Source organism: Acerihabitans sp. TG2 (assembly GCF_035013185.1).
Taxonomy (GTDB): domain Bacteria; phylum Pseudomonadota; class Gammaproteobacteria; order Enterobacterales; family Enterobacteriaceae; genus Acerihabitans.
On the sequence record NZ_JAYGJO010000014.1, the window covers coordinates 64,643 to 84,196 of the forward strand.

Annotated in this window: 15 protein-coding genes; 2 read left to right on the top strand and 13 right to left on the bottom strand. The window is 53.9% G+C overall.

All coding sequences use genetic code 11. From position 1 onward, the window contains the following. Positions 1 to 24: 24 nt before the first annotated feature. From srlD to kdpF, 13 genes are all read right to left on the bottom strand, one after another. Entirely contained in the window at positions 25 to 804 is a 780-nt protein-coding gene (gene srlD / locus SJI19_RS13800) for a sorbitol-6-phosphate dehydrogenase (RefSeq protein ID WP_323478846.1), read from the bottom strand. Positions 805 to 837: 33 nt separating this feature from the next. Beyond that, positions 838 to 1,200: a PTS glucitol/sorbitol transporter subunit IIA gene (gene srlB / locus SJI19_RS13805; RefSeq protein WP_323478847.1), complete on the bottom strand. Its 363-nt coding sequence runs from the start codon at positions 1,198 to 1,200 to the stop codon at positions 838 to 840. Between the two features lie 24 nt (positions 1,201 to 1,224). Further along, on the bottom strand, positions 1,225 to 2,244 hold the full coding sequence (locus SJI19_RS13810) for a PTS glucitol/sorbitol transporter subunit IIB (RefSeq protein ID WP_323478848.1): 1,020 nt from the start codon (positions 2,242 to 2,244) through the stop codon (positions 1,225 to 1,227). Then, a complete protein-coding gene (locus SJI19_RS13815) occupies positions 2,241 to 2,807 on the bottom strand; it encodes a PTS glucitol/sorbitol transporter subunit IIC (RefSeq protein WP_323478849.1) in 567 nt (188 codons plus the stop codon). The genes SJI19_RS13810 and SJI19_RS13815 overlap by 4 nt, the downstream gene beginning before the upstream one ends. Positions 2,808 to 3,713: 906 nt before the next feature. Then, positions 3,714 to 3,941 (bottom strand): hypothetical protein, encoded by a 228-nt coding sequence (locus SJI19_RS13820; RefSeq protein WP_323478850.1) that lies wholly within the window; start codon positions 3,939 to 3,941, stop codon positions 3,714 to 3,716. Between the two features lie 341 nt (positions 3,942 to 4,282). After that, on the bottom strand, positions 4,283 to 5,917 hold the full coding sequence (locus tag SJI19_RS13825; RefSeq protein ID WP_323478851.1) for a S8 family serine peptidase: 1,635 nt from the start codon (positions 5,915 to 5,917) through the stop codon (positions 4,283 to 4,285). A gap of 345 nt (positions 5,918 to 6,262) precedes the next feature. Beyond that, complete coding sequence (locus tag SJI19_RS13830) at positions 6,263 to 7,276, bottom strand: substrate-binding domain-containing protein (RefSeq protein WP_323478852.1); 1,014 nt, start codon at positions 7,274 to 7,276, stop codon at positions 6,263 to 6,265. Between the two features lie 9 nt (positions 7,277 to 7,285). After that, positions 7,286 to 8,893 carry a methyl-accepting chemotaxis protein gene (locus SJI19_RS13835; RefSeq protein WP_323478853.1) on the bottom strand — a complete coding sequence of 536 codons (1,608 nt, stop codon included), beginning with the start codon at positions 8,891 to 8,893 and terminating at the stop codon, positions 7,286 to 7,288. A 299-nt stretch (positions 8,894 to 9,192) separates the two neighbouring features. Next, on the bottom strand, positions 9,193 to 11,880 hold the full coding sequence (gene kdpD, locus SJI19_RS13840) for a two-component system sensor histidine kinase KdpD (RefSeq protein WP_323478854.1): 2,688 nt from the start codon (positions 11,878 to 11,880) through the stop codon (positions 9,193 to 9,195). Positions 11,881 to 11,889: 9 nt separating this feature from the next. After that, positions 11,890 to 12,465, bottom strand: coding sequence for a potassium-transporting ATPase subunit KdpC (gene kdpC / locus SJI19_RS13845; protein ID WP_323478855.1), 576 nt, complete (start codon positions 12,463 to 12,465; stop codon positions 11,890 to 11,892). Positions 12,466 to 12,476: 11 nt separating this feature from the next. Next, positions 12,477 to 14,525 carry a potassium-transporting ATPase subunit KdpB gene (kdpB, locus tag SJI19_RS13850; RefSeq protein ID WP_323478856.1) on the bottom strand — a complete coding sequence of 683 codons (2,049 nt, stop codon included), beginning with the start codon at positions 14,523 to 14,525 and terminating at the stop codon, positions 12,477 to 12,479. Positions 14,526 to 14,543: 18 nt separating this feature from the next. Next, entirely contained in the window at positions 14,544 to 16,229 is a 1,686-nt protein-coding gene (gene kdpA, locus SJI19_RS13855; RefSeq protein WP_323478857.1) for a potassium-transporting ATPase subunit KdpA, read from the bottom strand. Further along, complete coding sequence (gene kdpF, locus SJI19_RS13860) at positions 16,229 to 16,318, bottom strand: K(+)-transporting ATPase subunit F (RefSeq protein ID WP_323478858.1); 90 nt, start codon at positions 16,316 to 16,318, stop codon at positions 16,229 to 16,231. The genes kdpA and kdpF overlap by 1 nt, the downstream gene beginning before the upstream one ends. 314 nt (positions 16,319 to 16,632) lie before the next feature. On the opposite strand from kdpF, the gene glpA reads away from it, so the two are divergent. Both glpA and glpB read left to right on the top strand, forming a co-directional pair. Beyond that, positions 16,633 to 18,282 carry an anaerobic glycerol-3-phosphate dehydrogenase subunit A gene (glpA, locus tag SJI19_RS13865; RefSeq protein WP_323478859.1) on the top strand — a complete coding sequence of 550 codons (1,650 nt, stop codon included), beginning with the start codon at positions 16,633 to 16,635 and terminating at the stop codon, positions 18,280 to 18,282. Then, complete coding sequence (gene glpB / locus SJI19_RS13870; protein ID WP_323478894.1) at positions 18,272 to 19,552, top strand: glycerol-3-phosphate dehydrogenase subunit GlpB; 1,281 nt, start codon at positions 18,272 to 18,274, stop codon at positions 19,550 to 19,552. The genes glpA and glpB overlap by 11 nt, the downstream gene beginning before the upstream one ends. Positions 19,553 to 19,554: the final 2 nt, after the last annotated feature.

Sequence of the window (19,554 nt, forward strand, 5' to 3'; positions counted from 1 at the left end):
GATTTAGCGTGCTGGGGTGGTAGCTCAGAACATCACTTGTCCGCCGGTAATGTTAATCGACTGCCCGGTGCAATAAGCCGCTTTATCACTGGCGTAAAATAGCAGTATGTTTAACACATCCTGGTAATCGCAGCCCCGCCTTAACGGCACTTTATCGATATAATATTGCTCCACCTCATCAACTTGCAGTCCGAGTTTTTCAGCGTATTGCGGTAACAGCGACTGAAACATTGGTGATTTAAGTAAATTGCCTAACATCAGTGAGTGGACGGTAATACCGTATTCCGCCAAATCGAGCGCCAATGATTGGGTCAGGCCAACGCCACCAAACTTGGCTGCGCTATAACCTGAATTATGTTTACTGCCGACTTTGCCGGACTTGGAATTGATCTGAATAATGCGCCCCGCCACCTTATCGCGAATCATCAACTGGGCAAATTCGCGGGCACAAAGGAAATAACCGACCAGATTCACCTGCAACGATAAGTCGAAATCATCCAATTTAAACTGGGTGATCGGTGCCGCTTTCGCTACGCCGGCACTGTAAACCAGCAAATTAACCTGGCCGAAGCCTTGATCAACCGCCTTTGCCAACTGTTTAACGCTGTTTTCATCCGTGGCGTCCGCGCCAATACCCAACGCGCGTCCCGCACCATAGCGCAGGTTAATGTCTTGGGCGACATGCTGGGCATGCTGCCCATTCAAGTCTGCCACCGCGATATGGTAACCGGCCTGTGCCAGGCCTTCGCATAAAAATGCGCCCAGGGTTTGCCCTCCGCCAATGACTACGGCAACTTGTTTCATGTGTTACTCCTGAACTGCTTAGTTAATCGAACATTACGCGAAAATAGAAAAATCACTGCCAATGGAGATATCGGTCGGTATCCTGCCAGCCAGGTGCATCGAACCGGGGAATTCCGCTTGCACCGCGCCATCAAAACGCAGGGTGAGATGACCCAGTTCACGCAAATTTTCGGTTGCCACAGCACCCACCGCAGTAATGGCATAGGTGTCTTCCCCGATGATCACCTTGCCCCCGACCCGCAATTCACCGTGAGTCTCGCTATGGCTGTGGATAAAACAATAGGATTCAAGGTCTTCAGGCGCCCCCTCCCGAAAGGTGATCACCATATTGTCTGCTAATGACTCGGCAGCATGCTCACCGATACGGGTGAAGGTCGTGTGAAAAATAGGGTTCATAGCTGTGCCTCCCAGGCTGTATGTTTAGTGATAAATAAATGCTGACGCGGCCCATGCCAACAACACCGTTGGCGCACCAGTCAGAAAACGACCCACCAGTACCGAAGGCACCCCAACCCGCACGGTGTCCTGCTTGGCTTCCGCTAGCGACAGACCCACCGGGATAAAGTCGCAAGCCGCCTGAGCATTGATGGCAAACAGCGCCGGTAACGCCAGGTGTGGTGGTATATTGCCCAAACCGATCTGCACGCCCACCAATACCCCGATCACTTGGGCGATAACCGCACCTGGGCCGAGAAAAGGTGAGAGCAGAGGAAAGGAACAAATCAGGGCCAGGATCACCAGGCCTATCGGGCTACTGGCCAGGGGCGTTAATCCATGGGCAATAAAATCGCCTAACCCAGAGGCCAGGATGATGCCGATTAACGCCGAGACGAAAGCCATGAATGGCAGAATGGTTTTTAACACCGTATCAATGGTTTCGCGGCCGGCCTGGAAAAATACCGCCACTACTGACCCCATGCCCATGCCGACTTTGGCCAACAGGCCATCGCTTTGTTCGGTGATTTTTTTGCTGGTGTCATAGTCACGACTGGCTAGCGACGCTTGCGGTTCTTTGCGCGAGTTAACCGCTGCTGCGTCGATATCGGCTGCAACGGTTGGCGACAGTTCGTCGTGTTCTACCCGTTGGATATTCTGTTCACGCACCCCGGAGACGTAAATATCCTCCAGAATATACTGAGCCATAGGTCCGGATTTTCCGGTAGCGTGGATGTTAATCGTCGGAATGCGACGTTTGGGATAAAGGCCACAGCGTAACGTGCCGCCGCAGTCGATAACCATAACGCCAATTTGCTCACTGGGCGGTTCACCGTCTTTAAACCCATCCACTGCGGGCCAGCCGGTCAGTTCGCTTAGCCGGTTGACGATCGCCGGTCGAGTGCCGGCGGTGATATACACCACTTTTTTACCCGAGACGGCCTCTAACACCAAAGGACCACCCCAGCCGCTTTCGCCTTTTTCAATCCGAATAAACTGGCTCATTTGACCTCCACGCTTGATAGACTCACGTCTTGTTCTAATTGAATATGCATTTTGCGTGCGAACAGGTTGGTCGTGAGATCGGTCACCCAGCCACGGAAAAAATTGGTGAACATCCCCACCAATAGATAACTCACGGCCAGCGGTCCCAACGGCAGATTTAACGTGGTAAGCCCGCTGGCAATGCCGAGATAAACAAACAGTTCACCAGGATTGATATGCGGAAATAGACCATTCATGGAATGGCAACTGTAGGATGCTGCGGCGTAGTAGCTGGGCTTATACTTCTCGGGCATAAAACGACCCAGGCTCAGGGTCATCGGGTTACAAAACACAAAAGTACCGATCACCGGCAACAACAGATAGCGTGATAGTGGGTTGCCCGCGCAGCGCTGTGCCAAACGTTCGATTCTAGCCTGTCCGACAAAGACGATTAACGCATTCATAATTACCAGCAAACTGATCAACAAGGGCAGTATGCCGGTCACCATGCCGACGAATACTGTCCCGCCCTTTTGGAACAAGCCGATAAACCACTCGGCGCCGTGGGTGATGATTTCTATCATGGTGTCTCCAGTGTTTTTTTATTAAGCGAAAGAGCGCCGACGCGCCCGGGGCCATGGCCCTTAAACTAGCCGTTTTCGCGTGGGTATAATTTGAACAAGATCACTTTCTTATGAATTTTCTTTTATTTTGAAATAAAAATAATATTTTATTATTCACAATAATCTTTTTTATTTTTCAAAATGATATTTTTTATTTTTCAAAATGATATTTTTAAATCACAAAATAGCTCATTTATTGATGGTATTAGCTCGATTTGGCCGGAGGGAATAGGGAAAGGGCAACATAGGCATAAGGCGATAGCGAGGAGAAGGATTTCGCTAGAATCATAAAAGATAAATTGTATCATTATCAATTAATTAATTTGAATTAATCGAATAAAAATCATCTCACCGCTCGCGCATTTTCCTGGGTAGTGACATGATGGAAAACCTTCATTTTGTCAAACGGCGATGAGGAGCCCGGCCCAATGATGACCATCACCCATCAGTGTCATCATAGTATTCAGCCGCAGCCACCATAACCGGCGTGACAAGAATAACGTTTGAAGTGAAAGAAAATGAATTTTCAAAAACAGAAACGTCCTGGGGTGTATCGCGCTCAGTGACAACAGGGTGTGCCGCGCGTTATACCACCGGAGGTATGGTCTACCGGCTGCTTGAAAAACAGCCAGTACACATACATTGCATTACAACCGCCCCCAAGGGAACTGATAGTTGATAATAAACCGGTACCCTCGCAGAGGATTCATTGATAAGTTTATCTAACCCGCCCTTGATGAATTTAACCACCAGATAATTATCCTGACAAGGAACCAGACTCAGCGCTCCTTTTAGCGGTTTAATATCAATTATCGGCGGCGGTAGTTCATCATACAGTACCGGTTTAATATCGTCAGAGTATAACTGTTATTTTTGACCGTGCTCCAGATAGATATCGGCTTTAATTTTATAGGTGGTGGGATTTGAGTATAAAAAGGCAATTAATTCATTGCCATACGCGGTTTTGCTTTGCACAACCCCGTCATGTGTCAGTAAATGATATTCTACTTTACAGTGGTGAATTCCCCCCAAGCATCGTACGTATATTTTGCCAGTAGGGCCGTAGGTACTATAATAATCCAACGATAAATTCATGGTTTTTCCTTATATTACAGTAAGAAAAAATATATTATGAAATACCATTAGTGAAGGTGGTCAATATCACTCATCACGACTCAATAGCGAAAAAAGGTAATATTAATATCTCACACGGCGAGCAATACACAGTAAAATTCGGTTTATAACGCAGACCATAAATAGCCTAAAACATCTTTTTTATTCAATAAAAAATATCATCTCATTCTTTATCTGACGATGTTTTTTTTTAGCAAAAGGCGTGGCCATTATTGCCGTTCGAATCGGCTTATTCCCTGGCGGCTATAGCGAGAAAAAATCGGGCATAGCACGGATTTTAAACGATACGCGCGCTGGCGTGGTTATTTTACGCCGTCTATCGTTATGTCTTCGCCTAACAAACGGTCGATATAAGCAATAGCCTGCGCCGCGTTCGGCCTGACACCTATACCGTCTTGCACCCCTTCCCGACCGCCAGTCGCATTGATAATGCTCAGCATTTGTCGATTGTTCAGGATCCGGTGGTACCTATTTTTTGCATGGGACTGCAGCAGGGTCAATACCCCGGCCACCATCGGTGTCGCAGCTGACGTACCACTATAATTGTAGGTATAGCTTCGGTTAGGGGTGCCAGGGTCAAACAAAGTGCCATAGCCGCAGGTGACCACCCACTGTCCCCAGGCGTTCACCATATTTCTGACGTTATAATTGGAAAAACCTAATCTGCGACCGTTAGTGGGATAGCAGGCTCCGACAATAAAGGCGCCACTATCACCATGGTCTATAAAACCTGACGCGGGATCGCTTAAATCAAGTCCACGGTTTGACGCGCTGATGACGACCAGCACACCGGCATTCACCATGCGGCTTATATTGTCCCAATGTTGTCGATTGTTGACCATGGGCAATCCCCAACCGTCGTGCAACGACATGGTGACCACGTCCCCGGGTTGTGCTTCTCTGAGTACCTGCCCCATGGAATAACGCTGGCTATTATAACTGGTGATCGCGGCATCATACGCAATCCCGGTCATGCCAGAACCATTATTGCGCGCCATAATAACACCAGCGCTGGCAGTACCATGGTGTAGATTGGATGCGCCGTGGGAAAAATTTCTGATCCCACTAAGATCTTCATGCTGTGCAAATATACCGGTGTCGCGCATATGAACGTGCATATTCTTCCCGGTGATACCTCGCTCCCACAGTGGCCGGACGTTCATGCCGAACCCATTTTCAACCTCGAGATAATCTTGATATTTGATAAAGTTCGGCGTCGGCATACTGGCTGGCAGCGGCGGCTGATAATGATCCCTCTCCGGGCTCGGTTGTGGCGAAAAATAAGGATCCAGCGACGGAGAATGATCGTGCTGATCGCCCAGTTTCCCGGCAAGTTCACAGTACTCGACATAATCCAGCCGCTGCAGTTCGTTGCCTAAATCAAGCAACACCTGATTGCCAATATCGGGTTCAACCTGGTACTCGTATTGTACGCTTTCCAGCTCCGGGCTATATTTGACAATCTTATCAATAGTCTCTTTATCAAAACAGGGTACAAAACGGATCACATTACGCAGTTGATAATAAAGCGGTATCTCTGCGGAGGATTCATTAATAAGTTGATCTAACCCATCCTTGCTAAATTTAACCACTAGATAATTATCCTGATCCGGAACCAGACTCAGTGACCCTTTTAGCGATTTGACCTCAATTATCGGCGACGGCAGTTCATCATATAACACCGGTTTGATATCATCAGAATATAACTGTTGTTTTTGGCCAGACTCCAGATAGACATCGGCTTTGATTTTATACGTGGTCGGTTTTGAGTATAAAAAGGCAACTAATTCATTGTCACAAGCGCTCTTACTTTGCACAACCCCATCGTGAGTCAGTAAATGATAATCCACTTTATAGTGGTGAACCTCACCCAGACAACGTACATATATCTTGCCAGAGGGACCATAGGTACTATAATAATCCAACGATAAGCTCATGATGTTTTTCCCTTAAATTTCACAATAAAAAATTATTATAAAACACTATTAATTGTGATGGGCAATATTATTCACCGCGACTCCATAACGGTGGATGGGTAATATTTTGCACTCTTGTTTCTTGCGATGCACAGTGAAATCCGGCTTATAAAATAGCCCGGAGATATCAAATGACATCTTTTTTCTTCAGTAAAAAATATCATCTCATTCTTTATCTGACGATGTTTTTTTTTAGCAAAAGGCGTGGCCATTATTGCCGTTCGTATCGGCTTTTATCTTGGCGGTTATGGCGAGAAAAAAACCGGGCATCGCCCGGTTTTTAAACAAGAAGCGGACTTGGCGTAGTTATTTGGCGCCGAAGCAGGAGTCAAGCCCCGCCTTGGCATTTATGCTGGGTTGACCGGGCATTGGTTGTTCCGCGATCAGCGTCACACCGGTATCGACATAACCTGAGGCTTTTTTACCGTGTTTGGCATACGCCACGGCGGCATCCACCCCCATCGCCGCCATGGTAAGCGGGTATTGCTGGGAGGTGGCGGCGATCACGCCGGACTGCACATTTCGTACGCCATCGCAGCCGCCGTCCACGGAGACAATCATGGCATTCTTATCTTTGCCCGCTGTCTTAAGCGCCTGGTAAGCGCCGGCGGCGGCCGGTTCATTTCCGGTATAAACCAAATTGATATCGGGATGCGCCTTTAGGCAGGCGGTCATCACCTCCCGTCCCTGATCTTCCGCGCCACCGGAAAAACCCATGCAAAGGATCTCGCGAGTACTCGAGAGCTCCCCAGACTCAGCGCCACTAGCTTTTAGCCCCAGGCCAGACATAAAACCGTTATGCCGCTGTGCTCCCACTGGTTGACCAGGGGATAAATCCAGCATGGCAATTTTCAGCGGTTGGCCGGGAAAGCGCAGCGGCATCGCCGCCTTGGCATACTGGCCAATCAGCTGACCGGCCCGGTAGTTATCGGTGGCAAACAGTGCGTCAGTCGCACTAATAGGGTCGGTGGGTGAGTCCAGCGCAATAACCTGCACGCCCATGGCACGAACACGATCAAGTGCCGGTACCACCATGCGTGAATCCCCCGGCGTGATCAATAATGTGGTGGCTCCAGCAGCCACCATGGAATTAATGGCGTTAACCTGGGTCGCGTAATCATTATCATTGTTGCCCGCTGCCGTGAGCAGCTTAACCCCATGTACCGTGGCACCCAGCATGGCACCCTCCTTCATCTTTTGGAAAAAAGGGTTGGTATCGGTTTTGGTAATCAAACCAAGGGTAATGGCGTCATTATTCACAGCAAGTGCTACCGGGCTAAACAGCACCGCCATCAGTAAAACAGAAGGGGACATTTTCATCGTTAGGCCTTAGCGGTTAGCGGAAACACTGCGATCGGTTTCACCGGCGTTGGACACATCAAAGGCCGAGATTTCCTGCAGTAAAACACCAGCCTGTTGTTTTAAGCTCTCAGCAGCAGCGGCGCTTTGTTCAACCAGTGCCGCGTTCTGTTGTGTTGCATCGTCCATCTGCACCACCGCTTTATTGACCTGTTCGATCCCGGTATGTTGCTCGGCAGTGGCCAGGGTAATTTCCGCCATCAGATCGTTGACACGTTGCACCGCCTCCACCACCTCTTTCATGGTGCTTCCCGCTTCGTCCACCTGCTGTGAGCCAACATTCACCCGATCCACCGATTGACCAATCAGATCTTTGATCTCTTTGGCGGCGCTGGCGCTACGCTGGGCCAGGATACGCACTTCCCCGGCCACCACGGCGAAACCACGCCCTTGTTCACCGGCGCGTGCCGCTTCAACGGCAGCATTCAGCGCCAGGATATTGGTCTGAAAGGCAATACTTTCAATCACGGTAATGATTTGCGTCACCTTGCTGGAACTTTCGGCGATGTCATGCATGGTGGCCACCACCCGCTGAACCACATTGCCACCGCGTATCGCCACCGCCGACGCGCCGGTGGCCATCAGATTGCCCTGACGGGCATTGTCAGCATTGTGTTTCACGGTGGCGGTCAACTGCTCCATACTGGCGGATGTCTGTTCCAACGACGCAGCCTGCGCTTCAGTACGACGGCTAAGATCTTCATTGGCGAACGTAATCTCCGACGAGGCGCTGGCGATACTTTGTGCGGACGAAGCCACCTGACTGACCAACCGATGCAATTGCTCTTGCATCCGGGCGATCGCCGCCAGTACGCTGCCTTCAGCAGCCTTCGCCGCGCCGGCCACCTGACTGAGATCGCCACCGGCAATGCGCTGCACGACGTGTCCCAATACCACCGGCTCGGCACCTAACGCCAGCAACAAACTGCGGGTGATGGCCAAGCCCAACAACACAGCCAGCGTCAAAGCAAACAGCCCTGCACCGGCTAAAATCAGCTGTGTGGTTCTAAACACTCTGCCCGACTCATTGACGCTATCCACCGCACGCTGCTGGCTATACTTAAGATAGTGCGTGGTGGCATCAAGTAGCCTGGTCAATTGAGGACGCAACTCGCGGTTCATCCGGTCGATGGCTTCAGCCTTTTTTTCTGCCAAGGCCAGTGCGACGATGCTGTTGGCAATCGGCGTATACGCGGCTTCGCTTTTGACAATTTCCGCCACCAAGTTGCGATCCGCATCGGTAACGTCAGGGTTGTGCGCAATTGCCTGGCGTAATTTTTCCAACGCACCGTCACTGATCTGCTCGGCAAGGGCAACCTGCTTTTTGCCCGCTTCGATATCGGCCGCTTCACTGACCAGCACCAGCCCATAAATATCTAACGATCGGTCTTTGATGGCGCTAAGGATCAAATTGGTCGAGGATTCACGAGCCGAAACCTGTTCGACATGGGATTTGAATCGACTATTCGCGTCGCTTAAGGCTTGGAATGCGAGCACCGATACCGCCAACACGGCGGCAACCAGTAATCCAAAAGCCAGTGTAAGCTGGGTACGAACCGTAGCACGATGAAATTGCATAATGTTGACTCCCTGGGATAAGCGCAAGCTCATCTGCTGTCGCGAAAAAACTGCGTTAACAGGCGATTATAGATGCGTGTGGTTTACGGGTGATAAGCGATAGGCTCACGCTAACGCTGGCGCGCATGTCGACAGCAGGTAACACGAGCACCCTTATCAACGTTAACGGCAGGAATGAGGGAAATCTTTACCGATAACCGCGGGTCATGGGGTTGATTGGATTATTTTTGTGAGGGAGATCGGATCAAGAGCAATATCACGACCAAAAGACTTGCAAACCCCCCCCATCTGACGGTGATTTACTCATGGTCATCCTGTAGCTCCGGCATCGCCGGCGGCGGCACCAGCGGCAGCGAAATATAAAAACAGGCGCCGCCCTGCGGCCGGTTACCGGCGCGGATGTGCCCGTGATGCATGTCGATAATGGCCTTGCAAATAGCCAGTCCCAGCCCGACGCCCGGCACCGAAGATTCTTTGGCGCCACGGGCGAATTTTTCGAAAATAGCCAATTCCTGCCCGGGGACAATACCCGGGCCGTTGTCCCACACCTCAAGTTCCAGCCAATCTTGTCGCTGATAAGCGGTAATACCCAGTTGGGCCTGTTCACCGGCATATTTCAATGCATTTTCCAGCAGATTGGTAAATACCCGCTCAAGTAACGGTGCGTCAACCTTGATAAGCAGCAGCGGATCGGCCAAATTAAGCACGATGCGCCGATGATTGAGCAACGGGTCAATGATTTTTAGCGCGCTGCCAATCGCCTCTTCCAACGTTACCCACTCTGCACGCAAGTTAAAGCCGCCGGACTGAATGCGCGCCATGTCCAACATGTTATTCACCAAACGTATGGTACTGAGGGTTTGTTGGCGTATCTGACTGGCCTGGGGTGCATATTGTGATCCTTCCGCCGCCAGATCCAGCGTTAATATTTCCGATTGGCCAAACAGCACGGTCAAGGGGGTGCGCAAATCATGGGACAAGGCCGCCAACAGCGAATTGCGTAATTCTTCTCGTTCGGCCGCCAGCCTGGCCCGTTGCTCGCGTCGGGTCAGTTCCATACGTTCCAGCGCGCTGGCAAGCAGCATCGTAAACGTTTTCAACATGCGCTGTTGTTCAGGGATCATCAGTTGGCGCAGGTTGGCTGGTTCAATCACCAACAGCCCCAAGGGCGCCAATGTGGTCTTAAGCGGCAGGATCTGCCAGGGCACGCCTGGCAAGGTATCCGTGCCGGCACCAGCCGGTAGCCCGCGATCAAAACTCCAGCGGGCAATGGCGCGATCGGGCGCCGTGGTCAAATGCGGTCCGCCGGCCGGAATTAACTCGCCATCCTCCTGCGGCAGCAGTAATTCGCTGCGCGCCTGTAGCGTCACATCAATGATTCGCTGACAGGTTTCGGCGATATCATCCATGTCGCGGGCACTGCTCAGCGCCCGTGACATTTCATACAAATGCTGGGCCCGTTGCTCACGATAACGCGCCACCCGCGCCTGGTAACGCACGCCCGCCGTCAGATTGCCGATAAGCACGCCCACCGCCAGCATGACGCCGAAGGTGAGCAGGTACTGCACATCCGATACCGCCATGCTGCCGGTGGGGGAAATAAACACCAAATCAAAAATGGCCACGTTCAGCAACGTCGCCAATACCGATGGCCAGCGCCCATAGCGCAATGCCACGATGACCACCCCCAACAGGTAGATCATCACCATATTGACGGCGTCCACCCCGGGCAACAACCATTTGCCACTCAGGGTTATCAGCGCGCACAGCGCTACCGCAGCCACGCAGCCACGCAGTTGTGCTCGCCACTTTTCCGTGGTCGGGCGGTGATCCGGCAGTGGATTGGGCACGGTATCCGGGTGTTCATCAAGGGCGACAATCACCAAATCGAGATCCTGGCCGAGCCGGCCCAGTCGTTCGGCAAACCCGTCCGAGCCCCAGCGCCAGCGGCGCGGGGGCCTGCGGCCAATCACGATCTTGCCCAGATTATGGTCACGCGCGTAGCGCAGGATGGCGTTGACCTCGTTGGGGTCTGACAGGGTGGCGGTCTCCGCGCCCAGTTCCTGGGCCAGTTGCAGCGTACGCAGGATATTGCGGCGACGCGGTTCTGCCAGGCGATGCAGCGCCGGGGTTTCCACATAGACCGCATGCCATACGCTGCCAAGCTTGGCAGCCAGCCGGGCGGCGGTGCGTACCAACTTTTCACTGCCGGTGTTATCGCCGATACACAGCAAAATGGCATCGTGGGTATGCCAGACTTTTTCCCGCCCTTGTACATCACGCCAGGCACGCATTTGGTCATCCACCCGATCGGCGGTACGGCGCAACGCCAGTTCGCGCAGGGCGAACAGATTACCCTTGCGGAAAAAATTCTCAATTGCCCGTTCCGCACGATCGCCTACATAGACTTTGCCCTCTTTCAACCGCTGGCGTAAATCATCCGGCGGTAAATCTACCAGCACCACTTCATCGGCAGAATCAAAAAAAGGATCGGGCACGGTTTCCCGTACCCTGATCCCCGTTACCCCACTCACCACGTCATTAAGGCTCTCCAAATGCTGCACATTGATGGTGGTGATAACATCGATACCACTGTTAAGCAGCTCGTCCACATCTTGCCAGCGTTTGGGGTGGCGGGAGCCGTGCGCATTGGTATGCGCCAGCTCATCCATTAACATCACCGCCGGGCGCCTGGCCAACGCGGCGTCGAGATCGAACTCCTGGTGCCGATGCCGACCCGTCAACCGCCGCGGCAGCAGCGTCAATCCTGCCAACAGTGCCGCCGTTTCGGCGCGGCCGTGGGTTTCCACCACGCCCACCAGCACATCCAGTCCCTGGGCACGCAGTCGCCGCGCCTCTTGCAGCATGGCCCAGGTTTTACCCACCCCCGCGCAGGCGCCGAAATAAATCTTCAGTTTACCGCGTGCCGTGTTGCCGGCTTGCACCAACAACGCGTCAGGATCGGGACGATGCTGCTCATCACTCATACCACTTCCTTAAGGACGTTGGATGTTGTCCAACGCCACATTCAGCTTTAGGATGTTGACTGTGGGGTCGCCTATAAACCGTAGCAGTGGCTGCATGGTGTTATCGTTGATCAGGCGTCGCACCAACTCCGGCGGTAGCTTGCGGGCGGCTGAAATCCGCGGTTCTTGCCATAATGCAGCCTGCGGTGAGATATCGGGGTCCAGTCCGCTGGCGGAGGCAGTCACCAAGTCTACCGGTACCGGCCCCAGCGCCTGCGGATTGGCGCTTTTCAACGCGGCGACCCGCTGCTTCACCGCCTCGTCCAGCGCCGGATTACTGGCCGCCAGATTACTGCCCGACGAGGCCAGAGGATTATAAGGCCCATCGCCGGTGGCGGAAGGCCGTCCTTGAAAATAGTCCGCACGAGTAAAGGACTGGCCGATTAGCGTTGAACCACGAATGACACCGTTTATGTTTAACAGTGACCCCTCAGCCTGCTGCGGAAAAAACCAGTGGCCAAGCTCAGTGGTTAATAACGGATAAACCACACCGGTTATCACACTCAACAGGATCAGCAACATCACTGCAGGACGTAATTGACTCATAGCCATTCCTCTCACGCCAAACCCATAACGGTCAGCAACATATCAATCAATTTGATACCGGCAAAGGGAACCAGCAGCCCCCCCACACCATATATCCACAGGTTACGACGCAGCAGCGCGGCGGCGCTCATCGGGCGATAACTCACGCCTTGCAGCGCCAGCGGGATCAGGAAAACAATCACCAGCGCGTTAAAAATCACCGCCGACAGAATGGCTGAATGCGGTGAATGCAAATGCATCACGTTAAGCCGGTTTAGCTGCGGATAGGTCACGGCAAATGCCGCCGGGATAATCGCAAAATACTTGGCCACGTCATTGGCAATGCTAAAGGTGGTGAGCGAACCTCGTGTCATCAGCATCTGTTTACCGATATGCACCACTTCAAGCAGTTTGGTGGGATTGGAATCCAAATCCACCATATTGCCGGCCTCCTTGGCCGCCTGGGTGCCGGAGTTCATCGCCACCGCCACATCGGCCTGCGCCAGCGCCGGCGCATCGTTGGTGCCGTCGCCAGTCATGGCCACCAGCCGGCCTTCTGACTGGTATTGTCTGATCAGCGCCAGCTTGGCCTCCGGCGTGGCTTCAGACAGATAGTCATCTACACCGGCCTCAGCGGCGATAGCGGCGGCGGTGAGCGGGTTATCCCCGGTGATCATCACCGTTTTAATGCCCATACGCCTTAACTCGACAAAGCGTTCCTTGATCCCGCCCTTGACGATATCCTTAAGTGCCACCACCCCCATCACCCGGGCATCTTCCGCCACCACCAGCGGCGTACCGCCGGCACGCGCCACCTCTTCCACCAGCGTATTGACCTGTGGCGGGAAGCGGCCGCCGTTGGATTCAATATGGCGACGGATCGAGTCCACCGCCCCTTTGCGAATCATCTGCTCGCCAACGTTGACACCGCTCATGCGGGTTTGCGCCGAGAACGGTATAAAGGTGGCATTCATGCTTTGCAAATCCCGTTCGCGCAGATTGAATTTCTGCTTAGCCAGCACCACGATACTGCGGCCTTCAGGGGTTTCATCAGCCAGGGAGGCCAATTGAGCCGAACTGGCCAGCTGTTGTTCGCTCACACCGGGCGCAGGCATAAAGCGCGTGGCCTGACGGTTACCCAGTGTAATGGTGCCGGTTTTATCCAGCAGCAACACATCAATATCGCCGGCCGCCTCTACCGCACGACCGCTGGTGGCAATCACATTGGCACCCAACATCCGGCTCATGCCAGCCATACCGATGGCGGACAGCAACCCACCGATGGTGGTAGGGATCAGGCAAACCACCAACGCCACCAGCACTGTGACGCTAACCGGCTCCCCGCCCCAAGCCGAGAATGGCCATAGGGTGGCGGTGGCCAACAGCAAAACCACTGACAACGACACCAATAAAATGGTCAGGGCAATTTCATTGGGCGTTTTGCGGCGTTTTGCGCCCTCGACCATGGCGATCATGCGATCGAGGAAGGTTTCTCCCGGATTCACACTGCATTGCACCACCAGCCAATCGGACAGAATACGTGTACCACCGGTCACCGAGGCAAAATCGCCGCCGGCTTCGCGGATCACCGGTGCCGATTCGCCGGTGATGGCGCTTTCATCCACCGAGGCGCCGCCGACCAACACTTCACCATCACAGGGGATTATATCACCCGCTTCCACCAGCACCCTATCGCCTTTGCGCAGCGATTCCGCCGCAACGCGTTGCTGGGCAGCGTCCTGGCGCGGCGCCGCCAATTTTTTCGCCCAACTGCTTTTTTGCACCCCTTTCAGGCTTTCCGCCTGGGCTTTGCTGCGCCCTTCGGCTAACGCTTCGGCAACGTTGGCAAACAGTACGGTAAACCATAACCAAACGGAAATGGCCGCTGAAAAACCCGCATCGCCCACCGTCACATGCATGGCCATGGCCATCGACAGCACGGTAGTTATTATGCTGCCGACATACACCACAAACATCACCGGATTACGAAACTGCACCCGCGGATCCAGCTTTTTGCAGGCATCGACGAGTGCAACACGCAGCATTGCCGCGTCAAACAGCACCTTTTGATTACGACTCATGACTCTATTCTCCGGCAATTACTGACCAAGCTGCTGCATATGTTCCGCGATCGGGCCAAGTGCCAGCGCGGGGATAAACGTTAACGCGCCAACCAGCATCACGGTGCCGATCAACAGTGATATAAACAGCATCCCATGCGTAGGCAGTGTACCGTTGCCCACCGGTTGCACTTTTTTCACTGCCAGGGAGCCGGCAATAGCCAACACCGGCACAATCACCGCAAAGCGGCCCAGCAACATGGCCACCGCCAGCAGCAGGTTCCAGAACGGCGTGTTGGCACTGAGCCCGGCAAACGCACTGCCGTTGTTATTGGCCGCTGATGACACCGCATACAGCACTTCGCTAAAACCATGGGGGCCGGGATTGGCCATGCCAGCGCGTCCAGCGTCGGTCATCATCGCCACGGCGCTGCCGAGCAACACCAGCGACGGGGTGATCAAAATGGCCAAGGCGGTCATTTTCATGTCCCATATGCCGATTTTTTTACCCAGGTATTCCGGCGTACGACCGATCATCAATCCGGCGATAAACACTGCCAGCAACACAAACAGCAGCATGCCGTACAAACCAGAGCCCACCCCGCCGAACACCACCTCGCCCAGTTGTATTAGCCACAGGGGGATCATGCCGCCAAGGGCAGTAAACGAATCGTGCATGGCGTTAACTGCCCCACAGGACGCCGCGGTGGTGATCACCGCATAAAGACTGGAATTGAGGATGCCGAAACGGGTTTCTTTCCCTTCCATATTGACCGCGCTATCAGCGCCCAGTGTCAGAAAATGCGGGTTGCCGTTCAGTTCGGCCCACATCACTACCGCTACCGCCGCGATAAACATGACTGACATGGCCCAGAGCAACGCATGCCCCTGGCGCCGGTCGCGGTTGACATCGCCGAAGGCAAAACACAGCGCGGCGGGGATCAGAAAGATCGTTAACATCTGGACAAAATTGGTGATGGCATTGGGATTTTCGAACGGATGGGCCGAGTTGACGTTAAAGAACCCACCGCCGTTGGTCCCCAATATTTTAATCGCCTCTTGGGACGCGACCGGCCCCAGCGGCAGCGTTTGTTTGGCCCCTTCCAGGGTGTGAAAGGTGAGGTAATCACCGAAACTTTGCACGGTGCCCTGACTGATGGCAAACAACGCGATCAGCAGTGACAGTGGCAACAGCACATACAACGTGATGCGGGTGATATCCCGCCAGGCGTTGCCCAGCGTCGCCACCGAGCGGTTGGCAAATCCGCGGGTCAACGCGAACGCGACGGCAATACCGGTGGCGGCCGACAGGAAGTTCTGCACGGTTAATCCCACCATCTGGCTAAAGTTACTCATGGTGGATTCGCCAGCATAAGATTGCCAATTGGTATTGGTGGTAAAACTAATGGCGGTATTGAGCGCCAAATGCCAGGACAGGCCCGGCAAATGCTGGGGATTGAGCGGCAACACGCCTTGAAATATCAACAAGGCAAACAGCACGATGATGCCCAGCAAATTGAATAATAAAATCGCCAGCAAGTACTCTTGCCACCGCATCGCCTGGTTTTTTACCCCGCATATACGCCATAATAACCGCTCGATACCGGCAAAGCCGGGCACCGGTTGATCATTGATTAAACCGGCCAATCCGCGTCCCAACGGCCGGGCCACTATCAGTAATACCGCCATATAACTGGCGATCAATAACAATGCGCTGGACACCATCAGAAATCCTCCGCCCTAACCAGGGCATAAATTAAATAGCCCAGCAGTAACAACACCAGCACGATGCCGGAAATCAAAGCCATGCTCATGGGGCAGCTCCATCGAGGGGAATTACGTGATGATGAGTGTAAAGTTTTGTCTGAAAAGGAAATGTAAAATTACTGATGTGGGATATAAAAATTTTATAAAAATCGCGCTACCGCCGTATCTATCGCGTTGCAGGTGCGCAGATCGTCCTGCAACATGCATTATTTAGCGAATACCACCCGAATAAGTCGCTAATCGCGCATTTTATTTTCGTTTATGGTTCGAAATTGTTCCTTATCACACAAATTAATCTCGACTTGTGCCTTAATACCTTCATACATTGCCGCCGGCACGGGGTGGATTGACAGGAGGTGCTATGAGTAACCGTTCTCCTTATGCAGATGCGGATGTGATTATCATCGGTGGCGGGGCAACCGGCGCGGGCATCGCCCGTGATTGTGCCTGCCGTGGTCTGAATTGTGTGCTCCTGGAACGCTATGACATCGCCAGCGGCGCTACCGGCCATAACCATGGCCTGTTGCACAGCGGCGCGCGCTATGCGGTTAACGACGCAGAATCCGCGCAAGAATGTATCGCAGAAAATCGCATTCTCAAGCGCATTGCCCGCCATTGTGTTGAACCGACTGACGGTTTGTTTATTACCCTGCCGCAGGATTCATTGGCTTATCAACAACAGTTTATTAGCGCCTGCATCGATGCGGGAATTGACGCGCAGGCCATCGATCCCACCCTGGCGCGACGCATGGAGCCCGCGGTGAACCCAGCCTTGATCGGTGCGGTTCGGGTGCCGGATGGCACCCTCGATCCCTTTCGTTTGTCCACCGCCAATATGCTCGACGCCCGTGAACACGGCGCGCGATTTTTGACCTATCACGAGGTCACCGGCCTGGTACGCCATAATGAGCGGGTCAGCGGTGTGCGAGTCTATGATCATCAATCCGGTCAACACCATGAGATACACGCCGCAGTGGTGGTTAACGCCGCCGGCATTTGGGGACAGCATATCGCTGAATACGCGGATTTACGCATCCGCATGTTCCCGGCCAAAGGCGCACTGTTGATACTGGGTCACCGGATTAACAACCTGGTGATCAACCGTTGCCGCGCGCCGGCCGACGGCGACATATTGGTGCCGGGCGATACGATTTCTTTGATTGGTACCACCTCGACCCGGGTCGATTATCAGGACATTGACCGGCTGTCGGTGACGGCACAAGAAGTGGATTTATTGATCCGTGAAGGCGCGCTACTGGCGCCACGGCTGGCCCAGACCCGCTTACTGCGTGCGTATGCCGGCGTCCGTCCGCTGGTCGCCAACGACGATGATCCTTCCGGGCGTAAGGTCAGCCGGGGCATAGTACTGCTTGATCATGCCAGTCGCGACGGTATGGAAGGGTTTATTACCATCACCGGCGGCAAGCTGATGACCTATCGTCTCATGGCACAATGGGCCACGGATAAAGTCTGCGAAAAACTGGGTGTGACCGTGCCGTGCTCCACCGCACAAAACCCGCTACCCGGTTCACGCGCGCCCGCTGACAACACCAAAAACACCCTCAGCCGACAGTCTGCCAGTATCGCCGGTTCGGCGGTCTACCGTCATGGCGATCGCGCCAACCGGGTGATCGGCGATAACCGGTTAGATAGCAGTCTGGTATGCGAATGCGAAGCGGTTACCGCCGGCGAAGTGCGCTACGCCGTAGGATCACTGAGCGTCAACAACCTGACCGATTTACGTCGCCGGACCCGGGTGGGCATGGGCACCTGTCAGGGTGAACTGTGCGCCTGCCGTGCCGCCGGTTTACTGACTCGGTTTAACGTCACCACCGCCGAGCGCTCCATTGAGCAGCTCTCTGCATTCCTTAACGAGCGCTGGAAAGGCGTCAGGCCCATCGCCTGGGGCGATGCGCTGCGGGAAAGCGAATTCACCAGTTGGGTGTACCAAGGACTGTGCGGGCTTGACGGCGCTCCCCAAGAACAACAGGAGACGGATGATGCAATTTGATACCCTCATTATTGGCGGCGGCCTGGCCGGCCTATGCTGCGCCATCCGCCTGGAAGAACAAGGTAAACATTGTGCCGTGGTCAGTGCCGGCCAAAGCGCACTCTATTTTTCCTCCGGCTCGCTGGATCTGCTGTGCCGTTTACCTGACGGCACGCCGGTGTCGGCGCCATCCAACGCCCTGAACGCGCTGGCCAGTCAAGCCCCAAGCCATCCTTACAGCCTGATCGGTGGACACATCGGTACCGACGGTGTCATGGCCCTGGCGCACGAGGCTCAGGCGCTGCTGGGCCGCTGTGGTCTTGATCTTTATGGCCATCCAGACCTTAACCATCAACGCATTACCCCACTGGGCACCCGCAAACCGACCTGGCTTAGCCCGGTGGATATCCCGGTCACCACACTCGAAGGTCAACTGCCCTGGCGTAAACCGGTGATTGTCGGTATCGAAGGCTTTTTGGATTTCCAGCCACAGATGGTGGTCAGCTCTTTAGCGACGGAGCAAGGCATCACCGCTGAAGTGGCTTACCTACACCTGCCGGCGCTGGATCTCTTGCGTAATAATCCCAGCGAATTTCGTTCGGTTAATATCGCCCGGGTACTGGACCAGCCGCAACATAGCGCCGCGTTGGCCGACGAGTTATCGCGACTGGCCGGCGACGCCGACTGCATTATTCTGCCGGCCTGCATCGGCCTGGACGATAACCTCGCCCTAGAACGACTTCGGGCAGCTGTTGACTGCCCCATTCTCCTATTGCCGACCCTACCCCCATCATTGCTGGGCATGCGTTTCCACCAAGCCATGCAACGGCGTTTTAATCAGTTGGGCGGTATATTTATGCCCGGTGACAAAGCGCTAAAGGCCCAGTTCGACGGCCAACGGATCGTGGGTGTGTATACCCGCAACCATGGAGACATTGCGCTGCGTGCGCGGCATCTGGTGCTGGCCAGCGGCAGTTTTTTCAGTAATGGGCTGGTGGCCACCCGCGAACGCATCATTGAACCGGTTTTTGGTCTGGATATCTTAAGCCACGCCGATCGCGGCGACTGGTGCCAGGCCGATTTTTTTGCCCCACAACCCTACCTGCATTTTGGCGTAAAAACCGATGGCGGGCAGCGGGCATTGCTTGCCGGCCAGGCGCTGGAGAATGTCTACGCCGTCGGCGCGGTATTGGGAGGATATGACCCGCTGCGTCAAGGTTGCGGTGGCGGTGTATCGCTAATAAGCGCCTTGTACGCCGCCCGGCAAATTGTCCTGGCGCAGGAGAAATAAAT

Bases quoted from the DNA above. Each gene is read 5' to 3' on its own strand.
- srlD (WP_323478846.1), bottom strand. From the start codon at position 804: ATGAAACAAGTTGCCGTAGTCATTGGCGGAGGGCAAACCCTGGGCGCA.
- srlB (WP_323478847.1), bottom strand. From the start codon at position 1,200: ATGAACCCTATTTTTCACACGACCTTCACCCGTATCGGTGAGCATGCT.
- SJI19_RS13810 (WP_323478848.1), bottom strand. From the start codon at position 2,244: ATGAGCCAGTTTATTCGGATTGAAAAAGGCGAAAGCGGCTGGGGTGGT.
- SJI19_RS13815 (WP_323478849.1), bottom strand. From the start codon at position 2,807: ATGATAGAAATCATCACCCACGGCGCCGAGTGGTTTATCGGCTTGTTC.
- SJI19_RS13820 (WP_323478850.1), bottom strand. From the start codon at position 3,941: ATGAATTTATCGTTGGATTATTATAGTACCTACGGCCCTACTGGCAAA.
- SJI19_RS13825 (WP_323478851.1), bottom strand. From the start codon at position 5,917: ATGAGCTTATCGTTGGATTATTATAGTACCTATGGTCCCTCTGGCAAG.
- SJI19_RS13830 (WP_323478852.1), bottom strand. From the start codon at position 7,276: ATGAAAATGTCCCCTTCTGTTTTACTGATGGCGGTGCTGTTTAGCCCG.
- SJI19_RS13835 (WP_323478853.1), bottom strand. From the start codon at position 8,893: ATGCAATTTCATCGTGCTACGGTTCGTACCCAGCTTACACTGGCTTTT.
- kdpD (WP_323478854.1), bottom strand. From the start codon at position 11,880: ATGAGTGATGAGCAGCATCGTCCCGATCCTGACGCGTTGTTGGTGCAA.
- kdpC (WP_323478855.1), bottom strand. From the start codon at position 12,465: ATGAGTCAATTACGTCCTGCAGTGATGTTGCTGATCCTGTTGAGTGTG.
- kdpB (WP_323478856.1), bottom strand. From the start codon at position 14,525: ATGAGTCGTAATCAAAAGGTGCTGTTTGACGCGGCAATGCTGCGTGTT.
- kdpA (WP_323478857.1), bottom strand. From the start codon at position 16,229: ATGGTGTCCAGCGCATTGTTATTGATCGCCAGTTATATGGCGGTATTA.
- kdpF (WP_323478858.1), bottom strand. From the start codon at position 16,318: ATGAGCATGGCTTTGATTTCCGGCATCGTGCTGGTGTTGTTACTGCTG.
- glpA (WP_323478859.1), top strand. From the start codon at position 16,633: ATGAGTAACCGTTCTCCTTATGCAGATGCGGATGTGATTATCATCGGT.
- glpB (WP_323478894.1), top strand. From the start codon at position 18,272: ATGCAATTTGATACCCTCATTATTGGCGGCGGCCTGGCCGGCCTATGC.